Annotated in this window: 16 protein-coding genes and 2 pseudogenes; 6 read left to right on the top strand and 12 right to left on the bottom strand. The window is 35.3% G+C overall.

Features of this window, described 5'->3' with window-relative positions:
* Positions 1 to 128 precede the first annotated feature (128 nt).
* From QO200_RS17735 to QO200_RS17725, 3 genes are all read right to left on the bottom strand, one after another.
* The gene (locus QO200_RS17735) at positions 129 to 332 is read right to left on the bottom strand and encodes a hypothetical protein (RefSeq protein ID WP_371542884.1); all 204 of its coding nucleotides are present in this window, start codon (positions 330 to 332) and stop codon (positions 129 to 131) included.
* 908 nt (positions 333 to 1240) lie between these two features.
* Positions 1241 to 1561, bottom strand: a complete 321-nt coding sequence (locus tag QO200_RS17730; protein ID WP_371542881.1) for an HPF/RaiA family ribosome-associated protein — start codon at positions 1559 to 1561, stop codon at positions 1241 to 1243.
* A gap of 19 nt (positions 1562 to 1580) precedes the next feature.
* Entirely contained in the window at positions 1581 to 2099 is a 519-nt protein-coding gene (locus QO200_RS17725; protein ID WP_371542879.1) for a hypothetical protein, read from the bottom strand.
* A gap of 239 nt (positions 2100 to 2338) precedes the next feature.
* Here QO200_RS17725 and QO200_RS17720 point away from each other — a divergent pair, with 239 nt between their 5' ends.
* Positions 2339 to 2614 carry a hypothetical protein gene (locus tag QO200_RS17720; protein ID WP_371542876.1) on the top strand — a complete coding sequence of 92 codons (276 nt, stop codon included), beginning with the start codon at positions 2339 to 2341 and terminating at the stop codon, positions 2612 to 2614.
* 853 nt (positions 2615 to 3467) lie between these two features.
* On the opposite strand, the pseudogene QO200_RS17715 reads toward QO200_RS17720, so the two are convergent.
* Positions 3468 to 3696: pseudogene (locus QO200_RS17715) on the bottom strand (helix-turn-helix domain-containing protein).
* A gap of 264 nt (positions 3697 to 3960) precedes the next feature.
* Between QO200_RS17715 and QO200_RS17710 the strand changes: the two are divergent.
* The 4 genes from QO200_RS17710 (at position 3961) to QO200_RS17695 (ending at position 5605) form a co-directional block, all read left to right on the top strand.
* The gene (locus QO200_RS17710) at positions 3961 to 4680 is read left to right on the top strand and encodes a hypothetical protein (RefSeq protein ID WP_371542947.1); all 720 of its coding nucleotides are present in this window, start codon (positions 3961 to 3963) and stop codon (positions 4678 to 4680) included.
* Positions 4681 to 4816: 136 nt separating this feature from the next.
* On the top strand, positions 4817 to 5113 hold the full coding sequence (locus QO200_RS17705; protein ID WP_371542873.1) for a DUF5675 family protein: 297 nt from the start codon (positions 4817 to 4819) through the stop codon (positions 5111 to 5113).
* 50 nt (positions 5114 to 5163) lie between these two features.
* Entirely contained in the window at positions 5164 to 5442 is a 279-nt protein-coding gene (locus QO200_RS17700) for a hypothetical protein (RefSeq protein WP_371542871.1), read from the top strand.
* Positions 5429 to 5605: a hypothetical protein gene (locus QO200_RS17695; protein WP_371542868.1), complete on the top strand. Its 177-nt coding sequence runs from the start codon at positions 5429 to 5431 to the stop codon at positions 5603 to 5605. The genes QO200_RS17700 and QO200_RS17695 overlap by 14 nt, the downstream gene beginning before the upstream one ends.
* A 262-nt stretch (positions 5606 to 5867) precedes the next feature.
* On the opposite strand, the gene QO200_RS17690 is transcribed toward QO200_RS17695, so the two are convergent.
* From QO200_RS17690 to QO200_RS17655, 8 genes are all read right to left on the bottom strand, one after another.
* Positions 5868 to 6284, bottom strand: coding sequence for a two-component system response regulator (locus QO200_RS17690; protein ID WP_371542866.1), 417 nt, complete (start codon positions 6282 to 6284; stop codon positions 5868 to 5870).
* On the bottom strand, positions 6281 to 9799 hold the full coding sequence (locus QO200_RS17685) for a PAS domain S-box protein (RefSeq protein WP_371542863.1): 3519 nt from the start codon (positions 9797 to 9799) through the stop codon (positions 6281 to 6283). The genes QO200_RS17690 and QO200_RS17685 overlap by 4 nt, the downstream gene beginning before the upstream one ends.
* Positions 9800 to 9868: 69 nt before the next feature.
* Positions 9869 to 10630: a LytR/AlgR family response regulator transcription factor gene (locus tag QO200_RS17680; protein ID WP_371542861.1), complete on the bottom strand. Its 762-nt coding sequence runs from the start codon at positions 10628 to 10630 to the stop codon at positions 9869 to 9871.
* Positions 10631 to 11219: 589 nt separating this feature from the next.
* Positions 11220 to 13301, bottom strand: a complete 2082-nt coding sequence (locus QO200_RS17675; protein ID WP_371542858.1) for a hypothetical protein — start codon at positions 13299 to 13301, stop codon at positions 11220 to 11222.
* 99 nt (positions 13302 to 13400) lie between these two features.
* A complete protein-coding gene (locus QO200_RS17670; protein ID WP_371542856.1) occupies positions 13401 to 14177 on the bottom strand; it encodes a hypothetical protein in 777 nt (258 codons plus the stop codon).
* Positions 14178 to 14319: 142 nt separating this feature from the next.
* A complete protein-coding gene (locus tag QO200_RS17665; protein ID WP_371542853.1) occupies positions 14320 to 15138 on the bottom strand; it encodes a molecular chaperone in 819 nt (272 codons plus the stop codon).
* Between the two features lie 102 nt (positions 15139 to 15240).
* The gene (locus tag QO200_RS17660; RefSeq protein ID WP_371542851.1) at positions 15241 to 15657 is read right to left on the bottom strand and encodes a DUF4402 domain-containing protein; all 417 of its coding nucleotides are present in this window, start codon (positions 15655 to 15657) and stop codon (positions 15241 to 15243) included.
* Between the two features lie 148 nt (positions 15658 to 15805).
* Positions 15806 to 16327 (bottom strand): DUF4402 domain-containing protein, encoded by a 522-nt coding sequence (locus QO200_RS17655; RefSeq protein WP_371542848.1) that lies wholly within the window; start codon positions 16325 to 16327, stop codon positions 15806 to 15808.
* A 283-nt stretch (positions 16328 to 16610) separates the two neighbouring features.
* On the opposite strand from QO200_RS17655, the pseudogene QO200_RS17650 reads away from it, so the two are divergent.
* Positions 16611 to 17342: pseudogene (locus QO200_RS17650) on the top strand (hypothetical protein); the annotation flags it as partial.
* Positions 17343 to 17556: the final 214 nt, after the last annotated feature.

Raw genomic sequence — 17556 nt, 5'->3', positions numbered from 1 at the left:
TTTATATTCCGTGATTGACTAAAGGTGATGCTTTCCTTTTCAATGTTATTCCTCTTTATAAAATTAATATCCGTCTTATTTGCTTGTTCAGATTCCTTTAAATAAATAGGATTTAGCTTTAATAGTCTCTAATTTAGAGGGACTTGTAAATTTACTAAGGAGTACCCACTAATTGCAGCTTCAAGGCCTCTTGAAATGAATGAGATGTAAACCGCTTTTCCTGCAATTGCTCTGGCCTGTCCCATAAGGGCAAATGTTCCCGCACCAATCATGGTTCCAATGCCAATTCCAACTGCCGACCATAAACTGATTTTTTTTTTTGAATTACTCATTTTTATAAACTGTTTAATCTATTTTTTTAACACGGTCGCTGTGCTTTTTTTTTATTCTTATTTGAGACTCACGGTATAATTTTTCATTAATCTGTTGCTTTGTACCTTTTTTTACACTTATTGCCGACTTCAGTTCTTCTAAAAACCTGTTTATTTATTTTTTATTTTCGGACACCCTTCTTAAAGAAAATATCAAATATGCAACTCTTAGAGACTTGATTTAGGTTTTTAGACAGTTTGACACCTTGAGAAGGTGTGTGCATCGCAACCTCTAGTTTTTTGGATGAATGATGAGGGATACAAAATGGTTACTTAGAGTGTCTAATGGTATTTCTTTTTTTACCTGTTTTTTTTAAGAAATTCATATAGGATTATTAGAATCCATAGAAGTAATTCTTTGCATCTTATAAAAGGGGCATAGGATTGCAGTGGTAATCGTTGTGATTCATTCAGTTATTATTCTTTTAACTACGAATTTAAAAAGCAGACCATTTTTCCGTTTTTTTTAGAGGGACTTTTATAGAGTTACTCGTGCCTAAATAAGGGAACTGATTCACAATCGATTTTATGCGTTCACGCAAAATCGTGAGGATACTCTCGTACTTTACAAACAGCTCTTTGATAAATCCTTTGCTGTTATTTTTAGTTAGGATGGGATAAGCTTAAATAAGCACTAAAAATTGCTAGTGCATAATGATCAATAAGGAGGATACGTTTAGCAGAATTGTCTAGTGCTAAAATGTACTTCAAAGAATTTACGCTAATCCTAACACTATGAGTCGTAAATATTCATAGTTCATTTTTTCTTTTTATATAAATTACAGTTTTTACATAGCAAAGCTCTCGCTAGAAAGTTCGCCAATTCTTTTCAATCGAGTGCTCTATTTCCTATATGTGTTCACCTAATTTTATCTTTCATGATTTTGTATCCTTCCAAGAATGGTCTCTAGAGATGTTTTTAGTTTATCTATGGCACCTGACACAGCATTTTTGGCAGTATCGGCGTCACAGGTAACCGCTATTGGATCTCTGCCTTCTATTCTAGCTTCTAGTATACATTGTATATCATTATATCCTTCTTTTTTCCCATTTTCGTCTGATAAATGCACTTCTATTCGGGTGATATGGGATTGGAATCGGTTTAGCTTTTCGGCGATCAAGGACGTAAAATAGTCTTCTTGATTTTCGTCACCAGAGATTGTTTTGTCTGTGTTGAATTGAATTTTCATAATTGTTTTATTTTATATATTATTCTTTGTCTTCGTCTAAATCATTATGGTTGTCTCCGCCGAGACTGTAATAATTGTTTTCTTCGTCTTCGCTTCCCACATTTTCTTGTTGGTCGTCTAGCTCTGAACCTGGAACATCTAAATCAGCACCTGTTTTTACATGTTTAAAGTCCTTTTCGTTCCAAGTTCGTTCCTTTTCGTTTGGTGCTTTCTTTTTTGTAATATCTTCTGGATTCAAATCCTTTTCTTCCTTTAATTGTTGATAAATATCTTCAGAAGGCGGATAGATTTGTAAGTCTGCATATTCAGGTGTTTTAGGAATTTCTTTGATTTCCGTTTCATTATGCGTTTTTGCATATTTATTCAGAAGATCTTCTAAAGAATCATAGTACTCTTCAAGGCTTTTGATGGTTACTTCCTCACTCTCCGAATTGTTATCGGGCATTTCAATAATAAATTTTGATAGCTCTGGATATTCTTGTTTAATTGTAGTAGTAATCTTTATGATGCTTTGTTCTAATTGCATTTTAGTTTTCATTATTTTTCTTTTATGATTATACTCATTCAAGTTACGTAAATTTAAAATGTTTTATAGCTCTGCTTTACTTCTAGTAAGCGGTCGTTAAATTTCTTCACTTTTGATAGACAACGGTTCTTTACCATTACTTTAAAGATACAAAACTTTACATAGAGAATGTTATACAATTGTTTTTAATATTATATAATTAGCGGTTTATGATATCTTTTTTGAGTCGGCTTGGGCTACTTTAAGCAGTTTTGGCAGAAAGAAAGAAAGAAAGAAAGAAAGAAAGAAAGAAAGAAAGAAAGAAAGAAAGAAAGAAAGAAAGAAAGAAAGAAAGAATTCCAAATTGGTATGAGTGCCGTTTTGCACACTTGGGGCCAATATTTGATAATGTATCGGTGCATTGCATTTTACCTGGCCGTGGCGCATCTGTCTGTAAGGAAGGGACTAGAACGGCAATTGGACAAACTGATGCCCGCAAATATAAAGGCGCCCTAAAGATAAATTCGGAATCATATTATATACTATAAAGGGGGTAGGGCTGATTTGAGAGTCCTTATTTTGCCTATTGTAGACATCTTGATAGCCTACTCCTTAATAAAGATAGTACTTACTCCTGTGCTATTATATTCTTAGCTAAGTAAGCTCTCAAAGTAGACCTTTTTCAACATTTAGTAGGAAGTTTTACCACAATATTAAGCTGGCACTAGTGGTTTCTAGCCTTAAAATTTGCTTTTTAAGTAGTCAAATAAAAATAGGAGAGATATAAAAGCAGTGATGTACTATGGTAGAAAGCCCCCGTCAAATTATAGGGAAAAATGAAAATGGTAGTCAATTTTTCTTAAATGATATTTAATTCTATGTAAAATTAGTGCTGCAGCGAAAAGATGCTAAAAGAAGACTTTACGATGTCTTACAGCAACGTTTCTATATTTTATTAAAAAATGCTTTATAAAACTACTTTTTTATCGAGAACGATGCAAGAAAACAACAAAAAATGGCGCTAAAAATGAACGGGTTAAGTGGACTATTTGAATAGCTGACCGTTCAAAATTTGATAGCTTAAAAAATAATTTCTAAACAATTATCAAAAGTTCGACCTGTTCCATTTTTAGACTGGTGTATTGGAAGAATTCCTCTACTGACACAAATTCGTTTTGGAGCTTATTAAGCTCCTTTCTGATGTTTTGCAACAGTCTATGCTTTGACGATAACTCTTCCCAGTTATGCGCTGTATGTCTTTCGGGTAGATGCATAATCTTTTGGTTTCTGTTCTCATACTTTATCTATTACTTTGATCAGGCTTTGGTTGATTCTAAAATTCTATTTGTCAGACTGTAGTGGAGTAAAATTAATCAAAAAAAAATGATTGGAACTTATTGTTTATTGTGTAGGATTGTCTGTTTTTAATAATTCTCTTGTATTGGCTGCTGCCAAGGTACGTCCGAACATTTTTAGTACTTGGTTTACCTTTTCGAGATTCAGGTTTTCTTTACCTTGTTCTATTTTACGAACAACAGTTAGTGCCACTCCAGCGCGTTCCGCAAAAGCTTCTTGGGTAAGGTTTACTTCATTTCCTTTTTTCTTTTACAAAACTGGCTAATGTCATCATCGTCATATGCTTTTGCATTGATTTTTAGCAAACATAGTGTTTTATATGTAAAAGCATATAGTTGTAGTATATGGTTTATTCTGAATACCAACTGACATTTAGATCGATTTCTACCATTTTTACCGCTGTCCGTCATATGGAGCAGCACTTATAATTTCGTATTGAAATTCAATTCATCTTTGTTAGTAATCAATCAATACATGTTGCAACAGGAAGATCATTGTAAGAATTTGAAACATTTATTAATTTAAAATTTGAGGAATTATAGCAAGACAGAACGGCATAATTAAATTTAAAGGTACTATCGGGGATATTACCTTTTACAAAACCAAAGACGGGCATTTGGCCCGTGAAAAAGGAGGACTCGCTGCGAAAAGAATTGCAACTGATCCTGCGTTCCAGAGAATGCGTGAAAACGGAGCCGAATTCGGTAGAGCAGGGAAGACTGGGATAATGTTGAGAACAGCATTTAGAACCTTACTTATCAATTCTGCCGAAAGTAGAATGGTGAGTCGATTGACCCAATCCATGGTCAAAGTGATCCAAGCAGATTTAGTGAACGAAAGAGGATCACGTAATGTAATTGATTACGAAGTAGAATTGCTTGTGGGTTTTGATTTCAATATTACTGGAAAATTAGGTAGGACTTTGTTTGTTCCATTTGTGGGGCCAATTGATAGAGCTATTGGTGAAATTTCAGCTTCCGTTGATCCTTTTGTTCCTGCCAATATGATTGCTACTCCAAGTGAGACAACTCATTATAAAATCATTTCTGCGGCAACCGAAATTAATTTTGAGGAGGAAACTTTCATTGTTTCCAGTTTAGAGACAGCTATCCAGCCATGGCATTCCACTCCAGTAATTGCCATCAATCATTTTAATTCAGTGACTCCAAATAGTGTAAGTCCTTTGTTTTTGGCTTTGGGAGTGGAGTTTTATCAGGAAGTAAATGGTAGAATGTATCCATTGAAAAATGGGGCGTAAAATCCATTGGCATTGGTAAAAGTAAGCGGTCTGTAAGATGGTTTTGGTATTAAATAAGACCTGTTTTCCCGAGGGAACACAAGGAGCTTTAGAATGGAACGGCACTATAGTTTGTGATACCATCGAGTTGCCTTAGTTGCAAAACCAAAGGTGGATTTCTTGTATTCCCGAAGGAGAATACGTTTTACAGAAGCGGTTTAGCCCAAAGTTCAAATGGCATATACATTTACAAAATGTTCCAAGACGAGATTTTATATTAATCCATCCTGCCAATGATGCCAAAAAAGAACTTTTGGGCTGTATCGCTCCCGTAACCATATACACTAGAATAGGGAAGGGGCAGTGCCTCCCGAATAGCATAAGAAAAGCTCACGACATTGGTTTACGCTGCCGTGGGACGGAACGAAGAAGTGAAAATAAGGATTCAATCTAATCTTTCGACTCCGCGCAGGATGATAGGGCTGAAATAAAAGCAGATAAATTATGAATGTAGTAGAAAGAACAAAATCGCCCACTCCGAATTTTTTCAGGGTATTGCGAAGTATTGGTTTGGTCTTATTGGCCCTAATTGGCAGTGTTATTGCCGCACCGGTGGTTTTACCAACAGTTGTTGTAAGTGTTGCGGGTTATCTAGCAGGTGCTGGAGGTGTGCTTTCTGCAGTGAGTCAAATGACAGTTGATGATGATGCGAAATCAGAAGAGGATCTCCTAAATAGAATGCGGAAAGACAATGAAAATTTACCTAGAGATGGAATCAAATAATGCCTTACAAATCGGAACTGCATCCTGGACTTTATTGAGTGTAATCTCCAATATTGTTTCTGAAGATGTTGTAAAAACTATTACTCTGGCAATTGTAGGAGCCATTATCAGTTTTACGGTTTCGCTCCTTTTAAAAGGATTAACAAAGTCAAAAAAGAAATAATACTGAATCGAGTTCAGCATAAAATCGAGTTCGGCTTGCCCCGATAACTATCAGGGTTTTCCCGAATTTATACGAAAGCCTGATGGTGAGGCCAGGCTTTTATCTGTCTCACAACTTGAAAAATATAATATTTTTATGTTTTGCTTCGATTTCAGAGAGTTATAATTTCTATTAAGTCCAGATATTTAAAATCCAAAATAAATTATTCAAAAGTTGTAATTTAAATATTTGAGTTTTCCAATTATGAATTAAACTAAGAATATCAACTATTAGCTAATTTAATACGGTCAAGAAATGCCTTATTGATAGGCTTTACTTGGAAGCGAACTACATTTTTATCGCTGGTTGCTCGAGCGATGTCAAGATCATCGATGGTTGATGAAATAATGAATGTCTTGCAATAATTCTTTAAATTGGATGGTAATTTATCATAGGCTTCCAAAAATTCAAATCCCGACATAAGTGGCATGTATATATCTATAAAAATTATCTGTGGTAGAATAGAAATGTTGTCATGATTGTCCTGCAAAAACTTTAGGGCTTCTTGTGCAGCTGAATATTTCAGCACATTTTTTCCGAAATTATTTTTAATAATTATTCGTGATGCAATATAGAGATCAATAATATTGTCATCTATAATCATTACTCTCTCAAATTTTGGATGTAATTCGTTTTTCATTTTTTTAAATTTTTTAAAGTAATAGTAAAAGCTGTTCCAACACCTTCTTCCGAGTGAATTTTTATAGTACCCTGCAGGACTCCAAGAGTATCCTTCACTATATATAAACCTATACCGGATCCATCCTTGGTACCAGAAAGGCGAAAAAACATCTCGAATATTTTTGAGTGATATGCTGGAGCTATCCCAATCCCGTTATCTTCTATGGTAATTTGTAATATTTCATGGTCTGACTGACCTACTATTTTTATATATCTGTTTGATTTTTCATCTTTGTGGTATTTTATTGCGTTGGAAATAAGATTAACCAGTATGGTGTTAAAACGGAGTTTATCGGAATGAAATGGCTGTTGTTCCTCGATATCAATTATAAAATTAATCCCTTTTCCTTCTTTCATACTTTGAAGTGAATGTGCAATATCAATAACAGTTTTCTGTAACGGAATCTGTTCTATTTCCAGACCAGTGCGGTTATTTCGAGAATAGCTAAGAATTTTTTTTATAAATTCATCCAGACGATTTATACTGTTCCGAATCATGTTTGCATGTTCAAGAGTATCTGCTTCCTCGCTTTCTTCTTCAATAAAAGAAATCAGCCCAAGGATGGACGTAAGAGGTGAACGTAAATCGTGGGATACACTGTAGACAAAACGATCCAGCTCTATATTTGTTTTGATGAGGTCTCTATTGGTAATTATTAATTCATTTGCACGGTCCTCTTTCTCCGAGTTTTGGAAGGCAAGTTCTCTATTGGCAATTAATAATTCATTTGCACGGGATTCTTTTTCAAAGTTTTGGTAGGCAAGTTCTTTATTTTGCTGCTCTAGTTGTAATTTCGCTAATTTTATTTCGGTTACATCATTTGATATACCAAATAGTTTGATCGGTTTTCCGTTTTGGTCGAATTCAAACTTAGATTCTGAAGCGATATGTTTTATTGTCCCGTCTTTTAAAACGATTCTGTAATTTAAAACAATATTGCACAATGTTCCTTGTGATTCATTCAATATAGTCGTCATTACTTGATTGATATCGTCAGGATGGATAAAGGATAACATGCTGGAATATGAATGTTTGTTATCTTCGGGTGAAAGCCCATATATATAGCATTTTTCATCAGACCATAGAAATATTCCTGTTTTGAGATTAAGTTCCCAACTTCCAAAATGAGCTATTGTCTGGGCTTCTTTTAACCTGGATTCACTTTGTAGAAGACTGTCTTCTGCTATTTTGCGCTCGCTGATGTTGCTCGAAAGAATAAGTCGTGCTGAGGATCCTTCAAATATTATTTCTTGGCCGACGATTTCAACTACTATAATAGTTCCGTCTTTCTTCCGATGATTCCATATTTGCTCACTATTAATTGCTCCGTTACTTTCAAAAGATTTATTAGCTTGTCGTCTGAAACGCTCTTTATCTTCCTCTGGTCTTATGTCTAGGGCGGTCATGGAAAGGAATTCCTCGCGGCTATATCCATATTGGAGGATTGCCATTTCATTTACATCTAAGAATCTAAACGTATTTGAATCTATGACCCACATTGGCATCGGGTTGTTTTCAAAGAGAAGGCGGTATTTTTTTTCACTTTCCTTAAGGGCGTGCTGTGCTTGATTTTGTTCGGTGATATCACGAGCAATGAGGATCGTGTTTCCATCTTCCATTATTTTTGCGGATAATTCCACCTCAATTAAAGTATTGTCTTTTCTTTTAAATCTTCGTTCGCTTCGGATAATTTTTTCTTTTTTTAATTCATCCTTTTTCAAAGGATTTGCCATAAGGTCTTCTTTTAAAAAAAGATCATCAATTGAAAGTGCTATAAACTCTTCTTTGGAATAGCCTAACTTATCACACGCGTACTGATTAACTTCAATAATTTTACTGAATGGGTCAATAATAGAAATTGCATCACTTGCTTGTTCTATAAGGGAAGTATAGCGCATTAGGCTCTCCTCAATTTTTTTTCTTGATAGGACCTGCTCCGTCACATCATTGACAAAGAAAAGAATACCGTCAATATTATTGTCCGTATCTCTATGTGCCTGATAAATGAAATTTAAATAGGTATCTACTAGTTTTCCGTTTCCATGTGGATCAAATTTCACTAGCATTTCATTGGCTGAAAAGGTTTCGCCCGTTTGATAAACGATATCTAAAAATTTAAAAATCCCTTGTGATTCCAGTTCAGGCAATACTTCTTTTATGGTCTTGCCAATGATGTTTTTTTTATTGATTAATTGTAAATAAAGTTCATTTGCCAATTCATAGACATGATTGGCCCCTTTTAAAACACCTATACATGAAGGAGCCTGCGAATACAAATCATAGCACCGCTGTCTTTCAATTTCAAACGCTTTTTCTAAGTTTTTTTTCTCAGTAGTATCTTTGCCGATATAATAGCTCAATTTGGACTCATCATCCCATACGGCAGACCAGAGCAAAGAAACAACACTCCCGTTTTTCTGTATAAACCGGTTTTCAAACATAGTTAACTGCATGCCACTTCTAATGTCAATATCTGCATTTATTGCGTCTTTAACATCATCATGAAATATGTAATTCAAATATTTTTGGCCTATTAACTCTTCGGCTTGGTACCCCAAAATAAGTTCTGACGCTTTATTTATACGTACAATCTTTCCATCTTCATTATAGGAGAGAATCAGATCTAGTGAGAAATCTAAGGTTTTATTAAGATCATTTAATGCCTGCTGTAAAAAATTAGTAGTGTTACTAATTTTTTCGGCTGCCTGTTTGTGTTTTGTTATATCACGTATAATCATGGACGTTCTTTCTTCGCCATTACTATCTTTATATACTGCTGAAGTTAATTCAGCAGGGAACTTAGTGCCATCTTTATGAATGAGTGTAAGTTCTCCTGTTACCCTTCCTGTGCGTTGGAGTTCTTTTATCATTGGTTCTAACCGAGGGTCGCTATTATCTGCAATGCCGTATCTTCCGGCATCAATAATTTCTTGTTCGGTCTTTTGAAAAATTTCACAGGCTGCAGGGTTTGCTGCTAGAATTTGCCCATCAGTTACAGTAAGGAGGATTCCATCTATACTATTTTCAAACAAAGCCTTAAATTTGGCTTCATCTTTACATAATTCTTCCGTGCGTTTTTTTTTGGATTGATTCAATAGGGTCTGCTTAGCCGCTGTTAGTGCGCAGTTCACTTTATCAATTAAGGTGCTGAGGTTCTCTTTTAACACTAGATCGGTAACTCCGTTTTTGATAAGTTCAATAGCCTTTTCTTCACCAATGGATTCGGTAACAAAAATAAAAGGCGTTTGTGGCGCTAGCTTTTCTTTTAACTCAAATGCGATAATGCCGCCAAAAGACGGGAGAATATAATTTGAAAGGATGATGTCTGGTTTGAAATCATGAAGTGCCTTTTCATATTCGTTTCCTGTCCGCACTATTTTTGGTGTATAATTGACCCCACCCTTTTTCAATTCGTGTTGAATCAATTCAATATCAGTATCGTCGTGTTCTAAAATTAATATTTTAGTTTTCATAAGTATTATTACTTTTTAAAATAATTTTTGGAAGTATAAACTCAAAAATCTGATAGGTTTGTTTTTTTATTATTCTTTAAGCTTTATAAATTTATTAAAATCATCCTGCCGTCTTTTGGCCACTAGTAAAACAGTTCCATTTGAAAATTCACAGAAATAACCGTCTTTCTTTGAAATGTTAACGATATGTCGAAGATTAATAATGTAAGAATGATGGATTCTAAAAAAGTAGTTATTATCTAGAATTTTACTGTATTCCCCTAAATTTCTAGTAGATAATATTTTTTTTCCATTAAGCAGAATAAAATAAGTGTATTTTCCATCTGCTTTACAATAAATTATTTCTGACATGTTGATCAGTTCAACTTTATCTAATGATGAAACAGCTAAATATTCATTAGTTTGATTAAAGGAGTTCAAAATGTTGATATCATTAATTTTTTGATTTTGATAAGAGCGCTCCATCCCAATTCTTTTGATAGCCTTGTAAACAGCTAAAATAATAGTGTTAAAATCGATGGGTTTTAGGATAAAATCAATTGCATTGTACTTAAATGCTTTTAGTGCAAAATGTTCTTGGTCGGAGATGAATATTAATTTTGGAATGCAAAAGTCTAATTGTTCGAGCATTTCAAAAAAAGTATCATCTTTTACTGTAATATCTAAGAAAATGACGTCTGGTTTTGTCAACTTTATTATGTTGATTCCATCAGTTATCGATGTTGCGTCAGCAATGATTTTTATAATCATAAAATTTTCTTCTTCAAATTTTTTTAAAATTATTAAAGTGTCTTTTTGTTCGGATATGATTATTGCATTTATAGGGGTCATTGGCTCGTATCTAGATTTAATGGGTCTTATTCGAAGTTAATTAGATAAGTAAAAAAATGTAAAAATTTGTATTACAGTGCTTTATTTAAATAAAAAGTAGTGAAATGTAGGGGGGTAAGGTAAAGGTTTAATTTGTAAAACGGTAATTAGATGATTTATTTAAAGACAAAAGTAATAGTCGAATGTTATTCAAGTATAATCGATGTTTAACGGATATAACTGTGATTGTATTGATTTTGAATAAGCACTACTTCAATTTAAATAAATTCGATTGTTGAGATATGCTAGTTGATCTTCATTAATTAATAGTTGGATATGTTTTTTTTAATTTATTAGATTAAGTCTAGCTTATCATAAGGGCGTTGAACCCTTAATCTGTGATAATATATACTCTGTGAGGTTACTATTAGTGGGAGTGAGTTTTTTTTAGACTTCTTTGTTTTTTTTATTTCTCCAATTATTATGCCATAGACCATTAATGTATTCATATTATTGTTTATTAATAACTGCAATTGAAGTGTTGAGTTTAGAGATCTCGAATAATGATTTTTTGGTAGTGGTTGTAAAGTGAGTATCGGTGTTGTTTTTGTTAATTTCTTTGGCTACTGATTCTTTTGTTATCATAAAAACACACTACAAAAGCATCGTAATATCCTTCTGAGCGTAACTTGTTTTTAATTTTGTTTGCCTCGGTGTGTGAGCTGCTTGAGCCCCAAGTATATTTGTAGACGCCATGATGTTGGTATTCAACTATTTCTTTTTTATTTTTAAACCAAAAATGGTTTAGCGGGAGTCGTATTGTAGATGACAGCAGTTGCACTCTATAAACAACTTGTTGACTATGTTGTATTTTATCAGCTGTTTTTTCAGAAACTGCAACAACAGCTGTTTTATTTGGATTATTCAAAGGAATAGTTTCAGTATCTGCTTTTTCAATTTTTCTTTTATGCAGCACAAATTCAACATTGTCCACGATGGCTCCATCCGCTGCGTTGTCAATTTCAAATGGGGCGTTAGCGGGCTCTGCCTTCATTTGTAAATTTTGTAATTGCACCGAATCTATTTTTGCTGAATAGTTGCCCGATTTTAACCCCAGGAAACTAAAATACCCGTCAGGTTCTGAAAGAATGGTTGTGGTAAGAATATGGTCACTATCATAAACATTGATTTTCAAACCACCAGTTCCAATGAGTCTGCCATTCTTATTTATGCTAACAGTTCCTCCAACTTCTCCTACCACAACAACAGGTATTTCAATTATTTTTAATTGATTGGGGTTTAATGTGACATTTAACGTTTTGTTGATTACCCGCCACGCAATAGTATTGATATTGGTGGTGTTGAGTTGCACATGGTTTTTTATGTATGGTTCTAATTCTGTAATTACTGTGGTTCCGTCTTTGGCGTTAATCTGTCTGCCATCATTCAATTTAATTTGCAAGCCTATTACTAGAGGTTCGTTTGTATCTCGTTTTCCATTGCCGTTAATATCTAAAAAAGGAATGAATTTCATGCTTGCCCTTCCTACACTTGTCTTATTGTTAAAATATATAAAATCTGCTGTGGGCTCATAAATCAGGCTGCCGCTAGCCGACTGAGAAAACGAAGCCTGGTTTTTGGTAAAACTGTTTGAAAATCCAGTTCTTATCGTCTCGAAATCATATCGAAAACCTATTTGCAGGTAACTGCCGCCGATCTTGAAATTACGATCAAAAGAAGCCTGAACAAAGCCTTTCTTGAATACTTGTTTTTTTAGTTCTGCTCTTAATGAAGTGATGCCGTCAGCGTTGTATTCGTATCTTAGCTGAGGGATAAAAACAAAGCCTTTAGGGAGCCGGAGAGAAGTGGACAGATTACTGTAAAGGAACGGTTTATTGGAATCGGTAAAAAAGGAATTGGTGGTAAAATTAAAATTTAAACCATAGGCCGACCCGGACAATAAAAGCTCTGCAGTAGTATGTTTCCGGTTGTTAAACAAATTTTGCTGCACGGACAATCGGGAATTACCCGAAAAATGAGCGGTATGTATGGGGTAGGAAAGGGTGGCCTTGCGCATTTCGGAATAATTGAAACGAACGGCCTGTTGTTTTTTGTCATACTTTGTATAATTCAACTCCAACCGGAGGTTGTTGACAGCGGTATAGTTCAGTAATCCGTTGTACATAACTTTAGGGTAGTAGGCTCCTGAAATAAACAATTGAGACGATACACGCACCGACGAATTGAAAAACGGGATGGTTTTATTATTTTTTAAAGAAGAAACGTATTCCATCCCGCCTCCTAAGGTGATATAATTAGAAAGACCGTAGTTTACTTTTGCATTAGCAAAAGGACTGTTCTTGCCATCTTGTATGATTCCAGAACTCAGGACGTATTCGAATTCTTTTTTGGGAAGAAATTGAAAAGGAATCACAAATTTTTTGCCTGAAACCTGTTCTTCACCCCAGGGGCCGTAATACCGTAGCGAAATTTCGGTGCGGCCATACATCAGCGGAACATTAAAGGAAAAAAAGCCATCAGCATCCGCTTTTACGTAATCGACCAAAACATTGTTTATATAGAGTTCCACCATCCAATCGGCTTGGGTGTGGTCGCTTAAGGTATAGGTGCCAAAAGATTTTCTGATTCGGGTGGGCGCATTGGTGATTTGCCCACCTACAACCGGATGCAAAATAGTGGCTGTTGACGGTGCCGCTATTTTTCCAAGCGTAATCTGGTTTATGTATTTATTGTCGTCGTTGACATAACGCCATCGATACTGTTGGTTTTTTTAAAAAAAAGGCTGGTTGCTGCCGTAATTAAGGGAACTTGTCAATTCCCCTCCGGCTAGCATGCCACCCAAATTTAAAAGCAGTCTTTCAGAACGGAAGCCATTCGCCTGCTGATTGGCATTCACAGACCAGTTGGCTGTTCCAAAATGAAACAGGGGTGTGTCCCTGACTAGGGTGGTATCTGCAGTAACTTCGTTTTTGATTTTGTTGATATTGGTCCGCAGCTGTGCGATACGCGCTTCCTTGACGGCCGGAAGTTCCATTTTCGAGGACATCGAAACGGACAAACTACTAAAACTGAAGTTGTTTTCGAGCTCAAAAACCGTATTAAAATAGACGGATCTCAGGAATAAATTGGTATTGGTACGGAACAAATCGCCCGGGTTCAGCAGAATTATCTGATCTTTATAGGTTATCTGATTGGTGTTTTCATCAATTTTGAAAGTGTTCTTCTGTTGGATAAAAAAACCTTCAATGCTGCTGTAACTGGCATTAGTGGTATTTTTAATCTTTAAAAAATCAAAAATATCGGGTACCGAAAGAAACACTTCCCCGCCACAGATTATCGAGGGCAGCTCAGTACTACCCATGTATTTCATCTGAAGGGTCAGCAGTACTTCATCGCAGGCGGGTTCTTGTGCGCTGGCAGAAGAAGGTACACATGCTAATAGGATAATGAATAGAAATAAAAGGGCAGCGGACTTTTGCCTAAACAATCCGTAGTAATAAATCCACTTGCTGAGTGGAATACGTTTTTTAGGGATACACTCACCCATTATATTCTGCCTTTCAACAGACCGTCTTCATTAAGACATACTGCAGCAATTAAGGGATCCGTTTCAGGAAGAGCTATTGTGACGGGCGGTAAAACAAATAAACGTATCTGTAAGGAATACATGGCTTATGTATTTTTGGATGTTATAAACGCAGGCTAGCTTCAGCATATTTCACGCCTTTGTCTTGTGTGGAATAAATGACCTTAAGCTGTCCTTTGGTGTAATCAATATTTGAGGTAGCAATGAGTTTTATTTTTGTTCTGCGCAAATTTCCAGGAGCGTACACGGCAAAACCTTTGATAGTGGCTGCGCTGGTGGTGATTCCTGCAGCAGAAATATGGTTGATCTGTATGTCGCCATAGCAGGAGTTGTTGCCGCTGCGATTAAAATCTAAGGAAAGGATAATTTCCTCTTCGGACTGTTGCACTGCCAAATTTGATAGCGCTACGGTTGTGGTGGCTTCTCCGATGGTAATGATATTAGCAATCGAAATTCCAAAAACCGGCTTTATACTGATGCTTAAGTTTTCTGGCTTATGGGTGAGCCCTTCTTTCTCTAAAATCTTGTTTTTAGGGACGCCACGAAAATATAGATGGGAACGGTATTCTCCCTGTTCCAGTCCATTAGTTTTGATCAGCTGTATTTTTACCGTTTGCGATGCATTAGGAGCAAGAGTAATCGTGCGGGGGTAAAACCGAAGATAGGGAGACGCAAAGCGCTGATTGGGTTCCGGTTCTTCGATAGAAATAAATTTGCCGTCCTCATCCATTTTTATCTGGCTGTACGACATTTTATAGGTGGTGGTATCTTTCCCGACATTAGACAGGTTGATAATTTGCATCCTGTTTTGGATGCCGTCAAAGCTGATGCGTTTTGGGAAAATCATCAAATTCCCTTGCGCCATTACCGGACAGCTAAAGAATAAAAATAATAGTAACAATAGTAAAACTTTCTCTTTCATGGGGAGTCATTGATTATTTTAGCTTTCAATTTTAGTATTGACAGCAATGGTTTATAAGGAGTAAAAAGAAATGTGCGAAACACTGACAGCCTTCTCGTAGTACTAGTTGTAATTCACTATCACTTCAAGACCAGCGGCATTGGTATATGAACCTGCAGTTTGGGAGGCTCCGGCATTTACCGTCGCTCCAACAAAGACAGTTTCTGTGCCAGCTGTCAAAGAACCAGTGGCAGAAGGTATACTGGTAAAAGCATTAACAATCATGGATGCAGGGCCAACTCCAGATTCATAAAGTAAGAAATCTGTAGGTAACGTAATTGCATAGGTGTAATTAGGCTCGCCTGATACTATAAATTGAGCCGCAGAAACAGTTCCGGTAAAGGCCGGCAGGAATATCCCGCCTGAAGACGTTCTTGACCCGGAAGTTGACAAAACGACACTACCAGCACGGGATGAAACCGATATGGTGCCAAAATTCATGTCCGTATTTTTCAAAATGGAGACTGGAACTTGCGCCATTAAGGAGCCGGAAAATGGTAAAAAAAATAGCAACAGCAGTAAAGTTTTCTCTTTCATATGGGGTCTTGCTTCATTCATTCCGCCTTTAAAGAAGGGATAGCAATAAAAAAAAGGGCACTGCATAACTGGCAGTACCCTTTTAACAGTCTTAGTTATAGTTTACTGTCACATCAAAACCTGTTGCGTTTTCATATAAACCGGCAACTTGATTTGCGCCAACGTTTAAAGTTGCCCCAACAAGAATAATCTCAGAACCACCTCCTATTGTAGGAGTTGTAGTTGCATCTGGGGTGCTGCTGAAAGCATTTACAGTCATCGTTTCAAGAGTTGTAGCTTTAGTAATAGTAAAGTCCTCAGTAGGCAATGTAATGATATAAGTGTAACCAGCCTCACCACCTACTGTAAATTGAGCTGCAGTCACTGTGCCTGGTGTTGCAGGTAATGTAGCTCCAAGTGTTTTAGTACGACCACTATCAGGTGCTAAAATTACCGTACCAGCAGTAGACGAAACGGCTAAGTTTCCAAAATTCATGTCTGTGTCTAGTGCAATGGAAATTGGAGCAACAACAGTTGCATGAGTAGGTGCAGAAGCTGTTACTTGTGCAAAAGCTGTTGATGAAAAACCGACACATAGGGTGATCATCGAAGCAATAAGGGTAATTTTTTTCATAATAGAAAATGATTTAGGGATTAATTATTCTACAAAATAAAAGGAATCATTTTTAAGTGCAAAACGAGAAGTAATAACTGAATGGCAACAGGAATAAGCGGTAACTGTATTAATTTGATGAAAAAATATAGTAAGCATGCTAGAGGTTAAAAAACTGTATTTTAATTGATGTAAGGCTTTAAATTTGAATTAATAGTTAATTAACTTGTTAACTTAATCTGAATGTTTAATAAAGGAAAGAGTGTAGATTTAACGGTAAGAAAAGAATAAAAATGTAAGTTATGCATCATTATTCAAGGACTTTAATAATTATTTAGAAGCGACCAAAATTCAAGGTTTTAATTGGAAGAAACTGAAATTCGAATTTGGAGAAGGCAATAGTAAAGTAGTAATGGAAATGTTATTTGATGAAAGTATCTACCTAATATTAGCCCTTCGTTACAAGGAATTGTTCAATTCTAGTGGCGGTGGTGGATTAGCAGATATACCGTTTAAAATTGAAGGGTATTTAACTGAAATAAAAACCGATAAAATTGATGCAGATTACATGAATTCTCACTTTGATAAGTATCTAAAAAACATTAAAAAAGAAGGTGTTGATGCTGCCGAATTACAAAACACACTTGATGAGTTACATAAAGCATTTGCTTTCCTAACACAAGAGGAACAGAAATATGCAAATATTTTCATTCACGATGTACAAAGTGGAGTGGCACAAATAGAAAGTGGTAAAACATTCAGAGAATATATCACAGAATATCAATACAAAGCAAAAAATGATCAAATAAAAAAAATCACAAATGTACTTGGTTTAGAGGAATCAAAGCTGCTTAGTTTAATGAATACAGGTATAAATGAGCTTAATATCAATGAATACGGTCGTTTTGATGAACTAAAAATCACAGTGGATAAAATCAAAGCCAAAGAATATTTTAAAAAACTAGAAGACGCATCAATAGCATCATTTAAAAATAAACATCAAAGTTCACAACCTACTTCAAAAATTTATTATTGAGGGTGGGTTTGAGCTTAAAATTTAAACTATATAGTATTCATTGTTTTTGTAAATTTGTTAAGGTAATAATCTAAAATACAATTGTATGGCACTTAAAACAGGACCTAAAAGAATAGCTAAGTCAACTGGGAAACCAGGGATCAAGTCTAAATGTTGTGGGGAAATATTAAATTTCGATATTTGTGTTTATAAAATATGTCTCAATGCAAGATTC

Origin of the sequence: Flavobacterium sp. Arc3, from assembly GCF_041431375.1 — a bacterium.
GTDB lineage: Bacteria > Bacteroidota > Bacteroidia > Flavobacteriales > Flavobacteriaceae > Flavobacterium.
Note: the sequence above shows the minus strand (reverse complement) of the source record. Positions and strands in the feature narration are given on the sequence as shown.